Source organism: Actinocorallia herbida (assembly GCF_003751225.1).
GTDB classification, from domain to species: Bacteria; Actinomycetota; Actinomycetes; order Streptosporangiales; family Streptosporangiaceae; genus Actinocorallia; species Actinocorallia herbida.
Map to the genome: position 1 here is coordinate 439719 of NZ_RJKE01000001.1, position 13683 is coordinate 453401.

The following is a 13683-nucleotide window of genomic DNA, read 5'->3' on the forward strand; positions in this document are numbered from 1 at the left end:
GGGGGAACCATGGTGCTTCGGCGCGCGCTCGGCGCGGCGGTCGGGCTGCCCGCGAGGGTCGGGCGGATTCCGGCGGACGCCGTCAAGGGGTCGCTGTCGGTCGTGCGCCTGGTGTCCGCGGCGGCCGCCGACCGCGAGGTGCACGGCCCGGCCGACGGCCACCGCCACATCGCGGTCAAGGGCGAGGGCGGCGAGAAGTTCGCCGCCGACCTGGAGACCGCGCTGGAGGCCGTCGACGGGGTGTCCCGCGCGGAGGTCAACGGGGTGCTCGGCCATGTTCTCGTCGTTCACGAAGGGGTGGTCGACGAGGACCTCCTCGCGATCGTCGACGAGGTCGAGCGGGAGCACGGGCTGGAGGACGAGCCGCATCTGCGCGCGGTCCACCCCGGCGAGGCGGGCTCCCTGGTGTCCGAGGCCGTGCACGCGGGCGCCAACCTCGTGGGCTGGGGCGTCGCCGCGGTCGCCGCGACGCTGCGCGTGGCGTTCCTCCCGTCCGCCGTCTCCGCGGTGCTCGGCCTGACCGACGTGAACCCGCCGCTGCGCACCGCGCTGGAGCGCACGGTCGGCAAGCGCGCGGCCGACAGCTGCTTCTCCGTCGGCCTGCTGGCCAGCCAGGTGCTCGCCGCCCAGCCCGTCGGGCTGCTGCTGTCGTTCTCGCGGCGCGCCTCGCACGTCGCGGAGCTGCGCGCGCGCCGCGCGGTCTGGCACCGCAGGGCCGCGGATCTGGTGGCGGAGCGGGGCTCCTTCCAGGCCGAGCCCCTGGTGCGCGCGCCGCGCCCCGTCCCGCTGCCCGAGGGCCCGGTGGAGGGCGTGCAGCGGTGGAGCGGGCCGTTCTCCGCCACGGCGACGGCCGGGGCGTGGGCGTTCACGCAGGACGCGGGCCGCGCCCAGGGGGTGCTGGTCGCGGGCGTGCCGAAGGCGGCGAGGCTAGGACGCGAGTCCTTCTGCGGACAGCTCTCGCGCGCGCTCGCCGAACGCGACGCGCTCGTGCTCGACACCGCCTTCCTGCGCCGCCTCGACCGGGTGGACCGCGTCCTCCTCGACGCCGCGGCGCTGCGCACCGGCCGGATGATCATCGACGCGGTGGTCCCCATCTCGGCCGAGTACGGCCCCGAGGCGCTCTACGCGCGGGCGCACGCCCTCGCCGACCTCACCAGGCCCCGGGCGGTCGCCCGCGCCGACGGATGGCTGATGAGCCCGCTCAGCCGCGGCTCGACCCTGTTCGACGGAGAGCCCGACCTCGCCGAGCGGATCGCGGTCCTGCGCCGCAGAGGCGCCCTGGTCCTGCTGCTCGAGCACCGGGACGCGCCCGCGGCGCTGGTCTCGGTGGTGCCGGAACTGCATCCCACGGCCGAAGCGCTCGTGGCCTCCGCGCGCAAGGCGGGGCTCGTCCTCATCACCGGCGACGGCCGGGGCCTGGAGCAGCGGCTCCGGGTGGACGGTCTCCGCGCGGGCGCGCCCGCCGACGCGGTCCGGGCGCTCCAGGCCGACGCCCATGTCGTGGCCCTGGTCTCGCCGGAGGACCGCGAGGCGCTGTCGGCCGCCGACGTCGGGATCGGCGTGCTCGTCGACGCCGCGCCGCCGCCGTGGGGCGCCGACGTCCTGTGCGGGCCCGGCCTGGAGACGGTGTGCCTGCTCCTGGACTCCGTGCCGAGGGCGCACGACAACAGCCGCCGCAGCGCCCGCACGGCCAAGCTCGGCTCGCTCACCGCGCTCCTGCTGTCGGCTGCGGGCCCCGCCGAGACCTCCGACCGGCGCGCCCAGCTCGCGGTGGACCTGTCGGGATTCTCCGCCTTCGCCCAGGGCGCCTGGGCGGGCCTCGGGCTCTCCCGCCTTCCGCGCCCCATCTCCGTGGACCGCACGCCGTGGCACTCCTGGCCCGCCGAGGAGGTGCTGGACCATCTGGACTCCGCCGCCACCGGGCTGACCGGCGAGGAGGCCGCGAAGCGCCGCACCGGGGCGGGCCACGAGAGCCCGCACGAGCACGGGCTGAGCCGCCTGGTCCTGGAGGAACTGGACAACCCGCTCACCCCGGCGCTCGCCTTGGGCGCGGGCGTCTCCGCCGTCGTGGGGTCGGTGACGGACGCGACGCTCATCGGCGTCGTCCTGGCCACCAACGCGGTCCTGTCGGGCCTCCAGCGCCTCGGGGCCGACCGGGCGCTGCGCGGCCTCGTGGACCGCAGCGCCGTCAAGGTCAGGCTCACCCGGCCCGACGGGGAGCGCGCCGCGGCCGGCGAGGACCTGGTGCCCGGCGACGTCATCCGGTTCACCGCGGGCGACTCCGTACCCGCCGACTGCCGCCTCCTGAGCGCCGACAACCTGGAGATGGACGAGTCGAGCCTGACGGGCGAGTCCCAGCTCGTCGAGAAGGAGGCCGAGCCCAGCTTCTCGCCGCTGGTCGCCGAACGGCGCTCGATGGTCTACCAGGGAACGGTCGTCGCCGCGGGCGAGGCGGTGGGCGTCGTCGTCGCCACCGGGTCGTCGACCGAGGTCGGGCGGACGGCTCACCTCGCGGGGGCGGAGTACCGCGAGACCGGTGTGGAGAGGCGGCTGCGCGCGCTCACCCGCGTGACGCTGCCCGTCTCGCTCGCCGCCGGGATCTCCCTCCTCGGCTCCAACCTCCTGCGCGGCCAGCCGTTCGGCAGAGCGCTCGGCTCGGCCGTCAGCCTCGCCGTCGCCGCGGTCCCCGAAGGGCTGCCCTTCGTGGCCACCGCGGCCGAGCTGGCCACGGCGCGCCGCCTGACGCGGCGCGGCGCCCTCGTCCGCAACCCCGCCACGATCGAGGCGCTGGGCCGCGTCGACGTCCTGTGCTTCGACAAGACGGGCACCCTCACCGAAGGCAGGCTGCGGCTCCGGCAGGTGTCCGACGGCGTCGACTCCGCGCCGGTGGAGGACCTGCCGGACGGCCTCCTGGAGGTCGTCGCCGTGGCGATGCGCGCGGGCCCCGACCTCAACGGCGAGCGGCCTCCGCACCCGACCGACCGGGCCGTCATGTACGCGGTGGACGAACTCGGCCTGGGCGGCCGCATGGAGAAGTGGGAGCGCCTCGACGAGCTGCCGTTCGAGCCGGCCCGCGGCTACCACGCCGTCCTGGGGGCCTCCTCCACCGGGCGGTGGCTGAGCGTCAAGGGCGCGCCGGAACTCGTCCTGGAGAGGTGCGCGACCTGGCAGCGTGAAGGGGCGAGCCGCCCCTTCGACGCCGTGGCGCGCGCCCGGGTGGCCGAGGAGATCGAGGCGCTGGCCAGGAGGGGCTTCCGGGTCCTCGCGGTGGCCGACCGCGAGATGCCCGTGGGGCGGCGCGCCGAGCTCACCGAGCTCACCGAGGAGCACGTGGCGGACCTGGTCTTCCTCGGCCTCCTGTGCATCGCCGACCCCGTCCGGCCGACCGCCGCGGCGGCCGTGGCCCGGCTGCGCACCGCGGGCGTCGGCATCATCATGATCACCGGCGACCATCCGAGCACCGCCGAGGCGATCGCCGCGGACCTCGGCATCCTGGACGGCCGGGTGATGACGGGTGCCGACCTCGACGCGCTCAGCGACGCGGAACTCGCCAAGGCGCTGTCGGACGTGTCGGTCTTCGCCCGGATGACCCCGGCGCAGAAGGCGAGGACGGTGGGGGCGCTGCACGCGCTCGGCAAGGTCGTCGCGGTGACCGGCGACGGGGCCAACGACGCCCCCGCGATCCGGCTCGCCGACGTCGGCATCGCGCTCGGCGAGCGCGCCTCGCCCGCGGCCCGCGAGTCGGCCGACGTGGTCATCACCGACAACCGGATCGAGACGATCACCGAGGCCATCGCCGACTGCCGCGCGATGTGGCGCTCGACCCGCGACGCGCTGGCCGTCCTGCTCGGCGGCAACCTCGGCGAGATCGGCTTCACCGTCGGCACCGGCGTGCTGATGGGCGCGAGCCCGCTCAACGTCCGCCAGCTCCTGCTGGTCAACATGCTGACCGACCTGCTGCCCGCGATCGCCCTCGCGGTCCGCCCGCCGCACCGGGTCACCAAGGCGGACCTGCTGGCCGAGGGCCCGGAGCGGTCGCTGGGCACGGCGCTGACGCACGACATCTGCGTGCGCGGCGTCACCACGGCGGCCGCGGCGTTCGCGGCGTTCGTGCTCGGCCTCGCGGGCGGCACCCGGCTTCAGGCGTCCACCACGGGCCTCGTGGCGCTGGTGGCGACCCAGCTCTTCCAGACGATCGCCGCGGGCGGCAGGGATCCGCTGGTGTTCGCCTCCGGCGTGTTCTCGCTGACGGTCCTCGCCGCGGTCGTGCAGATCCCCGGGCTCAGCCACTTCTTCGGCTGCCGCCCGCTGCTGCCGCACGGCTGGTTCGTCGCCTACATGGCGGCGGCGAGCGCGGCCATTCTCGCCTTCGTCCTCACCCGCATCCCCATCCCGGACGCCTCGGCGGGCATTCCGGCGCGCTTGCGCGAGGTGGTCCCGGCGGTCCTGCCAGAGCGGGTCAGGGTCAGGCTCGCGGCGTTCACCGCGGTCCTGCCCGTCTGACCCCGGGAAGGCCGAGGGCCCCGGACGCCGCGGGGGAGCGCGGCGGACGGGGCCCTCGGGGTCCTGCGGAGCGTCCTGGTTCAGAGGACCTTCGACAGGAACGCGCGGGTGCGCTCCTGCGTCGGGGCGGCCAGGACCTCGCGGGGCTTGCCGGACTCCACGACGACGCCGCCGTCGAGGAAGACCAGCGAGTCGGCGACCTCACGGGCGAAGCCGATCTCGTGCGTGACCACGAGCATCGTCATGCCGTCGGCGGCCAGGTCGCGCATGACGTCCAGGACCTCGCCGACCAGCTCGGGGTCGAGCGCGGAGGTGGGCTCGTCGAAGAGCATCAGCGTCGGCTCCATCGCCAGCGCGCGGGCGATCGCGACGCGCTGCTGCTGGCCGCCGGAGAGCCGGGCGGGGTAGGCGTCACCGCGCGACCCCAGTCCGACCCGGTCGAGCAGGCGCAGCGCGCGTGCGCGCGCGGTCGCCTTGGCCTCGCCCTTCACCCGGACGGGAGCCTCCATGATGTTCTGCAGCGCCGTCATGTGCGGGAAGAGGTTGAAGCGCTGGAAGACCATGCCGATCTCCCGGCGCTGCGCGGCGACCTCCTTCTCACGCAGCTCGTAGAGCTTCCCGGCCTTCTCCTTGTAGCCGATGAGATGGCCGTTCACCTCGAGCCGGCCTCCGTCGATCCGCTCCAGGTGGTTGACGCACCGCAGGAACGTCGACTTGCCGGAGCCCGAAGGGCCGATGATGCAGGAGACCTCGCCGGGGGCGACCTCAAGGTCGATGCCGGAGAGCACCTCGTGCTCGCCGAAGCTCTTGCGCACGCCCCGCGCCCGGACGATCGGCACCCTGCGCGCGACGGGGATGTCGACGGTCATCGCTGGACCCCCTTGGAGTAGCGCCTCTCCAGGAACCTCTGGAGGACCGTGGCGATCGTGGTCAGCACCAGGTACCAGATCGAGACCGTGAGCAGCAGCTCGACGATCATCAGGTTGTTGGTGTAGACCCGCACCGCCGACTGGAGCAGCTCGCCGTACTGGATGGCGTAGGCGAGCGAGCTGGTCTTGAGCATGCTGACGAACTGGTTGCCCGTCGGCGGCACGATGACCCGCATCGCCTGCGGCAGGACGACCCGCCGCATCGTGTGGGCGGGGGACAGGCCGAGCGCCTGGGCGGCCTCGCTCTGCCCCTTGTCGACCGAGGAGATCCCGGCCCGGACGATCTCCGCCATGTAGGCGCCCTCGTTGATGCCGAGGCCGAGCAGGGCCGCGACGAACGGGGTGATGAGGGAGTTCGTCTCCCAGCTTCCGACGCCCGGGATCGTCACCGTGTCCACGACGAGCGACAGGTTGTACCAGAGCAGGAGCTGGACCAGCACCGGGGTGCCGCGGAACAGCCACACGTAGAGGGCGGAGACGGCGCGGACCTCGACGAAGCGGGATCCGGCCATCACCGCGGCGACGACGCCGAGGACGATGCCGACCACCTGCGCGAGCACGCTGATCCACAGCGTGCTCCACAGGCCCTTGAGCACGTTCTCCGCGGTGAGGAACTCCAGCGTGACGTCGTAGTCGATGTCGGCGCCCATGAGGGCGCGGACGGTGACCGCGGCGCCGGCGACGATGATCGCCAGGAAGATCCAGCGGCTGTGGTGGCGGACCGGGACCGCCTTGATCATCGTGTCGTTCACGTGCCCGCGTTGATCTCGGCCTCGGTGACGGCGCCGGCCGGGATCTCCCACTTGTCGATGAGCTCGCCGTACTCGCCGTTGGCGATGATGGCGGCGAGCGCCTTCTGGACGACGTCGCGGAGCGCGGTGTCCGCCTTGTCGACGGCGATGCCGAGCGGCCCGGCCTGGATCTGCTCACCGACGACCTCGTACTCGCCGCCGGACTCGCGGACGTTGTAGGTGGCGACCGGGTAGTCCTGGAGGCCCGCGACGGCGCGGCCCTGCTTGATCTGGAGCATCGCCTCGGTCTCGCGGTCGAAGGACAGGATGTCGATCTTCTGACCGCCGTCCTTCTCGCACTGGGCGCTCTGCTCCTGCGCGTAGCCCTCCTGGGTCGTCCCGCGCTGGACGGCGATGGTCTTGCCGCACAGGTCGGCCAGCGTGGCCAGGCCCTCGGGGTTGCCCTTCTTGACGAGCATCATGGCGCCGGCGACGTAGTAGTCGACGAAGTCGACCTCGGCCTGCCTCTCCTTGGTGTCCGACATGCCGGACATCACGAGGTCGAAGCGGCCCGACTTCAGCGAGGTGATCAGACCGTCGAAGGACGCGGACTGGAACTCGAACTCGACGCCGAGCTGCGCACCGAGCTTGTCGCCCAGCTCCTTGTCGAAGCCGAGGACGGTCTCGCCGTCGGTGTCGAAGTACTCCATCGGCGCATAGGCGATGTCGGAGCCGACGACGATCTTGCCGGCCTTCTGCTGGTCCGCGGGCAGTTCGGCGTACAGCGGGGCGGCCGAACCCGCGGGCTTCGCGGTGTCCGCCTCCTCCGTGGAGTCGCCGCCGCAGGCCGCGACGGACCCGGCGACGAGGGCGGCCGCGACGGCCGCGCCGAAGAGGCGTCGGGAGAAGAGGTTCATGTGGGGCTTCCTTCTTGCGAACTACAGGGAGGGCGGGTGGGAGGAGGTCTCTTAGCGCGCGTACAGCTCGCGGCGTCCGGTCGTGACCTTGGCCAGGGAGTCGGGACGGACGGTGACGCCGGTGCCCGGTCCGTCGGGCACCGCGATGTGCCCGTCCTCCAGGACGAAGGGCTCGGTCAGGTCCTCGGCGTAGTAGCGGGCCGAGGCGGAGGTGTCGCCGGGAAGGACGAAGCCCGGGAGCGCGGCCAGGGCGAGGTTCGCCGAGCGCCCGACCCCGGTCTCCAACATGCCGCCGCACCAGACGGGGATGCCGTTGGCCACCGAGAGGTCGTGGATCCGGCGGGCCTCGAGGTAACCGCCGACCCTCGCGGGCTTGATGTTGATCACCCGGCAGGCGCCGAGGGCGATCGCGGTGGCGGCGTCCCTGGCCGAGGTGATCGACTCGTCGAGGCAGATCGGCGTGCGGACGAGCTTGGACAGCTCGGCGTGGCCGCGCAGCTCGTCCTCCTCCAGGGGCTGCTCGATGAGGAGGAGGCCGTAGTCGTCCAGCCCGCGCAGGTGCTCGGCGTCGGTCAGCGAGTACGCGCAGTTGGCGTCCACCTGGAGCAGCAGGTCGTCGCCGAAGGTCTCGCGCACGGCGCGGACCGCCTCGACGTCCCAGCCCGGCTCGATCTTGAGCTTGATCCGCAGGTAGCCGTCGGCGAGGTAGCCCTCGACGGCGGCCAGCAGTTCAGGGATCGAGTCCATGATCCCGACGGAGACGCCGGAAGGGACCCGGTCCTTCACCGACCCGAGGTGGGTCGCGAACGACATCCCGTAGGAGCGCAGTTCGGCGTCCAGGAGGGCGGTCTCCAGTACGGCCTTCGCCAGGCGGTGTCCCTTGACCGGCTGCACCGCGGGGCCGACCTTGGCGGCCGTGACGCCGTCGCCCAGCGCCGCGACGCGGGGGATCAGGTGGTCGCGCAGGGCGAGTTCGGCGGAGGCGTTGAACTCCGCGCAGTACAGGGGGTCGGGGTCGCCCGCGAACTCCGCCCAGCCCTCGCCCTCGTCGGTGCCGACGCGCAGCAGGAAGGTCGAGCGGACGGTGTCGGTGCCGAAGGAGGTGCGGAAGGCCCCGACCAGAGGCACCTCGATGGAGATCAGCTCGACGTTCTCGATCCTCACGGGGTCTCCTCGTGGGTCAGGTGGTACCAGCCGTCGCGCGAGATCGACACGGCGGACAGCCCTTCGGCGGACAGGAAGACCTCGCGGACGGCCCGGCGCCAGGCGAGGGCCAGGCCCCGGTCGGCGGCGCGGACGGCGAGGATGTCCTCGGGCACGCGGCACCACACGTCGGCGCCGCGGCGGGCGAGGTAGGGCAGACCGTCGGGCGCGAGGTCGGGCTCGGGCGCGGGGCGCGGCTCGGGATCGGTGGCGCGGCCCGGCCGGAAGGCGTCGAGCCGCCAGCGGACGGTGAGCCTGTCGGACTCGTCTCCGGCGTTGAACCCGTCGTTCATGGGGCCGTAGAAGTCGACGGTGTACTCGGGGGCGGTCGCGCTGAGCTTGACCAGGTTGAACCAGGCGTTGCGGCGGATCAGCGGATCGTAGGTCCAGGTGATCGTCCGGGCGCCGCGCTCCATGGCCCAGGCGCGCTGGGCGAGCTTGAGCGCGTAGCCGACGCCGCCGCCGGTGCGGTGCGCCCCGGCGATCAGCGAGTAGACGTCGCGCGCCTCGGGCGGGCCCCAGATCGCGGCGCTCGCGCCGATCATGCTCTGCGGGCCGAAGGCGGCGTGGATCGCGCCGCCCGCGTGGGCGGCGGACCGCAGGACGTCGACCGGCAGGGGGTCCTCGCCCGGAGGGGTCTCCCAGACCTCGGCGAGCAGCCGCGCGACGGCGTGCAGCCGGGCCGGGTCCTCGACCGCCTCCACGCGCACCCCTGCGGCGCCGGCGGCGGCGTCGGCCTGCCGGTGGGCGAGATCGGAGGGAGATGGATTGAGCACGGTTCCACTCTCGTCAACCCAACGGCAACCCTGCTTTAGCTGATTGGCCAAAGGTGACAAAAGTGATTTATCGGATAGGCCAAAAGCCGCATACCCTGGCGTTCGTGCCCGCCTCGACCCTCGAACACCTGGTAGAAGCGCTGGGCGCGGAACCGATCAGCGTCGTGACCGCCCCCCGCGGCACCGAGATCCCGGTGGCCGGAACCCTGCTCTACGAGCCCCGCGCCCCGCTGCCCAGGATGGACGGGGCGCTCCTCCTCGCCGTCGGGGTCCCGCCTTCGGAGGGCCGCGCGCTGCTGCCGGAGGCCGCTCGGGCGGGCTTCGCGGGGCTCGTGATCAAGCGCTACGGCGCTGCGCTCGGCGAGCTCGCCCAAGCCGCCGGGGACGCCGGGCTCGCCCTGCTGTGCGCCGACGACGAGGTCGCCTGGCAGCAGCTCGACGCGCTGATCGGCTCCGCGCTCACCGCGGTCGCCGCCCCACGCGGGGGAGCCCCCGCGGGCTCCCACGCCGGAGACCTCTTCTCCCTCGCCAACGCGATCGCCGGAGCCGTCGGCGGCGCGACGGCCATCGAGGACCCCTACCAGCGGATCCTCGCCTACTCGACCCTGCGCGGGCAGCCGATCGACGAGGAGCGCCGCCAGGGCATCCTCGGCCTCCACGTCCCATATCTGGAGGAGAACGTCCCGCAGTACCGCGAACTCGCGCGGACCCATAAGGCACTGCGCTTCCCGTCCGGCGTAGGCGGGCTGTCCAGGCTCGCCGTAGGGGTCCGGGCCGGAGGCGAACTCCTCGGCTCGATCTGGGTGGTCGAGGCCGAAGGCGATCTCGGCGAGGACGCCTTCAGGGCGCTGGAAGACGCCGGGCGCATAGCCGCGCTGCACCTCCTGCGCGCGAGGACCTCCCACGACCTGGCCCGCCGCCAGCGCGGCGACCTCCTGCACCGCCTCTTGGAAGACCCGGAGAGCGCGCCCATCGTGGCCCCTCAGCTCGGGCTCTCCCTGGACGCCCCGGCCGTCGTGGCGGCCTTCCACGTGAACGCCGCAGGCCACGACGAGTCTTGGATCGCCCGCGCGTCACTCCAGCTGATCGACCTTGTGAGCCTCCACTGCGAGGCCCACTTCGGCAGGCACGGATGCGCCCTCCTCGACGGCGTCGTCTACGCACTCCTGCCCGGAGAGGCGAAGCGCGACTTCGTGGCCGACGTGACCGCGCGCGCCGAGCGGGCGCTCCAGCTCCCCGTCAAGGCGGCCCTCGGCTCCGTCGTGCCCCGCCTGGACCGCGCCTCGGCCTCCCGCCGGGACGCCGACACCGTCCTGCGGGTCCTCGCCGCCGAGGAGTGCCCGGTCGCGACGATCGACGAGATCCGCCCGACCGTCACCCTCCTGGACCTCGGGCACGCCCTCCCGGCCCTCCCGCGCCTCGCCGAAGGCGCGGGCCCCGCCGTCCGCGCCCACGACACCGCCCACAAGACCACCTACGCCGAGACGTTCCTCGCCTACTTCAACGCGGACGGCGACATCCGCGCCGCGGCGGAGGCCCTCACCGTCCACCCCAACACCCTCCGCTACCGCCTCACCCGGGCCGCCGAACTCTTCACCCTGGACCTCACCGACCCCGACACCCGCCTCGTCCTCTGGCTCCAGCTGCGCTTGGCGCCGCCTCCGGCGTCGCGGTGATCCCTCGTCAAGGCCCGTGGCCGGGGCCCGGCCGGGTCGCGCGGGACGGGTCAGGGGATCACGGGGGAGTCGGCGGGGGCGGTCAGCATGCGGAGCATGACGGTCGCGGCGAGGCGCTCGTCCGGGTCGTCGAGGTCGAGACCGGTGAGGTCGGTGGCGCGGCGGACGCGGTGGCGGAGGGTGTTGGGGTGGACGTGGAGGACCTGGGCGGCCTGAGCGACGTCGCCGAAGGCGTCGAGGTAGTGGCGTAGCGAGACGGCGAGGTCGGTGCCCTGGCGGGTGTCGGCGGCCACGAGCCCCTCCAGGGCGGGGTGGTGGACGCCGTGCCTGCCCAGCACGTCGAGCATCTCGCGCAGCAGCAGCGCCGACCGCACGTCGGTGTGCGAGGTGACCGCCTGGTCGGGGCGTTCCGCGGCGACCTGGAGGATCCGGCAGGCGACCCGCTTGAAGTCGGGGATGTCGTCCAGCCGCGGCGCGATTCCGGCGTAGGCGGCCTGGACCGGGTGCCCGATGTGCCGCCGCAGCCCGGCGACGGCCTCTGCGGTCCAGGACAGCAGCGCCCTGTCGTCCTCCGGGCAGCCCGGCAACATCACGTAGATCTGCCCGCACGCCTCGGCGATCATGGCGTTGCGCCGGTAGGCGGCGGCGTGCACGGCGACGAGTTCGCGCGCCTCGGCGAGGTCCAGCTCCCGCTGGGACTCCTCGGCGGTGTCGCGCAGGTCGATGCCGACGACCGCGGCCGACGACGCGGGGTCGACGCCCAGCTGCGCGGCGAGGGACGCGGCGGGGAAGCGCCCGGTGAGCAGCCCGTGCGTGAGGTTCGCGCGGTTGGCCTCCTGCACCTCCGCGGCGCCGCCGTAGGCGTTGTCCAGGAGCAGCCGGGCGGCGATCCGGGCGGCGCCCACCAGCGCGTTGGGGGTCTGCGGGTCGAGCGGCAGCTCGGCCTCCTGCACCCAGATCGAGCCGAGCGGGCGGCTGCCCGCCGAGACCCCGATGGCCATCCTCGGGCGCATCTCCGCCCCGGTGGCCACTTCGACGACTTCTTCGCGCGCCGCGAGCCGCTGGAGGACGCCGTCCGCGCGCAGCGCCTCCACCACCGCGCGCGGGCAGGCCCGGTCGAGGATGGTGCGCAGCCGGACGGCGTCGGCGCCCTCGGCCGACGGCGAGTAGGCGATCACCTGGTGCGCGGCGTCCTCGATGACGACAAGGCCACCGCTCACGGTCGCGACGGACCGGGCAAGGGCGAACAGGTCACCACCACCGGACCGGGCGCCTGAGGGGGGTTGGTCCACGCGACAAGGATAGAGACCAACATGAGAGCACGGTGAGAGGCGCGGAATTCCGCCCCGGGAGAACCGGGACAGCGCGCGGGTTCGTCGAGATGGAACGGGCCAGGAGTCCTCCCCTTTGTGCGCTCCGACAATTGCCGTCGTCCGCGACGAAGCGGAGTCGGGTAGTGCCGGGCCATTTCGCCGCCGTTACGGTCAGGGAAAGATCTTTGCCCTGATCAGACCGTTGTCCGGGGCGAAAGAGCGCCGCGGGTCTGGCATTGGCCGGTCGGACACCGTTGCCCGGAACACGTTGTCCGAGTGGACAAGGGCTGAGCCGGAATCGCTCCCTAGGGTTTGCCCGACCCTCTCCCCGACCGGTGGACGCCCCGTCCATCGAGGCCCCGTCCGGGGTCCCCCCTAAGGAGCAATAAATGCGCAACGGTCCGATGCTTCGGCTCGGCGTGACGCTGCTGGCCGGCGCACTCGCGCTCACCGCCTGCGGCTCGCGCGGCGAGGAGTCCGCCGACTCCGCCTCGACCACCCTGAAGATCGCGTTCGACGCCCCCCTGACCGGCGCCCTCGCGGCCGTCGGCCTCGGCATGCAGCACTCGGCGGAGCTCGCGGTCAAGGACGCCAACGACGGCAAGCTGGTCCCGGGCGTCACCTTCGAGCTCGTCGCCAAGGACGACCAGGCGACCCCGAGCATCGGCCAGCAGAACGCCGCGGCGTTCGTGGCCGACAAGGACGTCGTCGGCGTGGTCGGGGCCTACAACTCCAGCGTCTCGCTGTCGATGATGCCGACACTGGCCGACGCCGACCTCGTGCAGATCTCCGGCGCGAACACCAACCCGACCCTGACCCGCGGTGAGAAGGACGTCGAGGCCCCCGCCCGTCAGTTCCCGACCTATTTCCGCACGGTCACCACGGACACCAATGAGGCGCCCGAGCTGTCGAAGTACCTCATCGAGGAACTCGGCGTCAAGGAGGTCGCGACGGTCAACGACGGCAAGGTCTACGGCCTCGGCGTCGCCACCAAGTTCGCCGCCAAGTTCGAGGAACTCGGCGGAAAGGTCGTCCTGAAGCAGCAGATCGGCGAGAAGGACACCGACTTCTCCGCGGTCGTCAGCAACATCAAGAACTCCGGCGCCAAGGCCGTCGTCTACGGCGGCGAGTACCCGCAGGCCGGCCCGCTGTCCAAGCAGCTCAAGGCCGCGGGCGTCGACGTGCCGGTGCTCGGCTGCGACGCCGTCTTCGACGCCGAGTACATCAAGCTCGCCGGCGAGGCCGCCGAAGGCGACGTGGCCACCACGGCCGCCCGTCCGATCGGGGACACCGACGCGCAGAAGAAGTTCATCGAGGCCTACACCGCCGCCGGGCACACCGAGCCCTACGGCATCTTCGGCCCGTACACCTACGACGCCGTCCAGTCGATCCTCCAGGGCGTCAAGGCCGCGGTCGAGGCCAACGGCGGCAAGGTGCCGGCGGACGGTCTGCGCAAGGCCGTGACCGACGCGGTCCAGACGGTCTCCTTCGACGGCCTGACCGGCCCGATCGCCTACGACGAGTTCGGCGACAACAAGAACTACGACGTCACCCTCAACATCGTCAAGGACGGCAAGTGGACCGTCCTTGAGCAGAGCTGACCCACCCGGAGGGGCGCGCGGCGCAACGGCGCGA

Annotated in this window: 9 protein-coding genes; 3 read left to right on the forward strand and 6 right to left on the reverse strand. The window is 73.1% G+C overall.

Annotation, left to right across the window (positions count from 1 at the left end; genetic code table 11):
• Positions 1–9: 9 nt before the first annotated feature.
• On the forward strand, positions 10–4503 hold the full coding sequence (locus EDD29_RS02335) for a cation-translocating P-type ATPase (RefSeq protein ID WP_123661946.1): 4494 nt from the start codon (positions 10–12) through the stop codon (positions 4501–4503).
• Between the two features lie 80 nt (positions 4504–4583).
• Here the strand turns inward: EDD29_RS02335 and EDD29_RS02340 are convergent, their stop codons facing one another.
• The 5 genes from EDD29_RS02340 to EDD29_RS02360 are packed head-to-tail and all read right to left on the reverse strand — an operon-like array spanning position 4584 to position 9059.
• A complete protein-coding gene (locus tag EDD29_RS02340; RefSeq protein WP_123661947.1) occupies positions 4584–5372 on the reverse strand; it encodes an amino acid ABC transporter ATP-binding protein in 789 nt (262 codons plus the stop codon).
• The gene (locus tag EDD29_RS02345) at positions 5369–6184 is read right to left on the reverse strand and encodes an amino acid ABC transporter permease (RefSeq protein WP_123661948.1); all 816 of its coding nucleotides are present in this window, start codon (positions 6182–6184) and stop codon (positions 5369–5371) included. The genes EDD29_RS02340 and EDD29_RS02345 overlap by 4 nt, the downstream gene beginning before the upstream one ends.
• Positions 6181–7080, reverse strand: coding sequence for an ABC transporter substrate-binding protein (locus EDD29_RS02350; RefSeq protein ID WP_123661949.1), 900 nt, complete (start codon positions 7078–7080; stop codon positions 6181–6183). Before EDD29_RS02350 ends, EDD29_RS02345 begins: the two co-directional genes overlap by 4 nt.
• A 51-nt stretch (positions 7081–7131) precedes the next feature.
• On the reverse strand, positions 7132–8244 hold the full coding sequence (menC, locus tag EDD29_RS02355; protein WP_123661950.1) for an o-succinylbenzoate synthase: 1113 nt from the start codon (positions 8242–8244) through the stop codon (positions 7132–7134).
• On the reverse strand, positions 8241–9059 hold the full coding sequence (locus EDD29_RS02360; RefSeq protein WP_211359527.1) for a GNAT family N-acetyltransferase: 819 nt from the start codon (positions 9057–9059) through the stop codon (positions 8241–8243). The genes menC and EDD29_RS02360 overlap by 4 nt, the downstream gene beginning before the upstream one ends.
• A gap of 104 nt (positions 9060–9163) precedes the next feature.
• On the opposite strand from EDD29_RS02360, the gene EDD29_RS02365 reads away from it, so the two are divergent.
• The gene (locus tag EDD29_RS02365) at positions 9164–10735 is read left to right on the forward strand and encodes a PucR family transcriptional regulator (protein WP_123661951.1); all 1572 of its coding nucleotides are present in this window, start codon (positions 9164–9166) and stop codon (positions 10733–10735) included.
• Between the two features lie 50 nt (positions 10736–10785).
• On the opposite strand, the gene EDD29_RS02370 is transcribed toward EDD29_RS02365, so the two are convergent.
• Positions 10786–12027, reverse strand: a complete 1242-nt coding sequence (locus EDD29_RS02370) for a PucR family transcriptional regulator (RefSeq protein ID WP_148085855.1) — start codon at positions 12025–12027, stop codon at positions 10786–10788.
• A 410-nt stretch (positions 12028–12437) separates the two neighbouring features.
• Between EDD29_RS02370 and EDD29_RS02375 the strand changes: the two genes are divergently transcribed.
• The gene (locus tag EDD29_RS02375; RefSeq protein WP_211359528.1) at positions 12438–13649 is read left to right on the forward strand and encodes a branched-chain amino acid ABC transporter substrate-binding protein; all 1212 of its coding nucleotides are present in this window, start codon (positions 12438–12440) and stop codon (positions 13647–13649) included.
• The last annotated feature ends 34 nt before the right edge of the window (positions 13650–13683 follow it).

Coding starts and splice junctions, on each gene's coding strand:
- EDD29_RS02340 (WP_123661947.1), bottom strand. CDS start 5,372: ATGACCGTCGACATCCCCGTCGCGCGCAGGGTGCCGATCGTCCGGGCG.
- EDD29_RS02350 (WP_123661949.1), bottom strand. CDS start 7,080: ATGAACCTCTTCTCCCGACGCCTCTTCGGCGCGGCCGTCGCGGCCGCC.
- EDD29_RS02335 (WP_123661946.1), top strand. CDS start 10: ATGGTGCTTCGGCGCGCGCTCGGCGCGGCGGTCGGGCTGCCCGCGAGG.
- EDD29_RS02375 (WP_211359528.1), top strand. CDS start 12,438: ATGCGCAACGGTCCGATGCTTCGGCTCGGCGTGACGCTGCTGGCCGGC.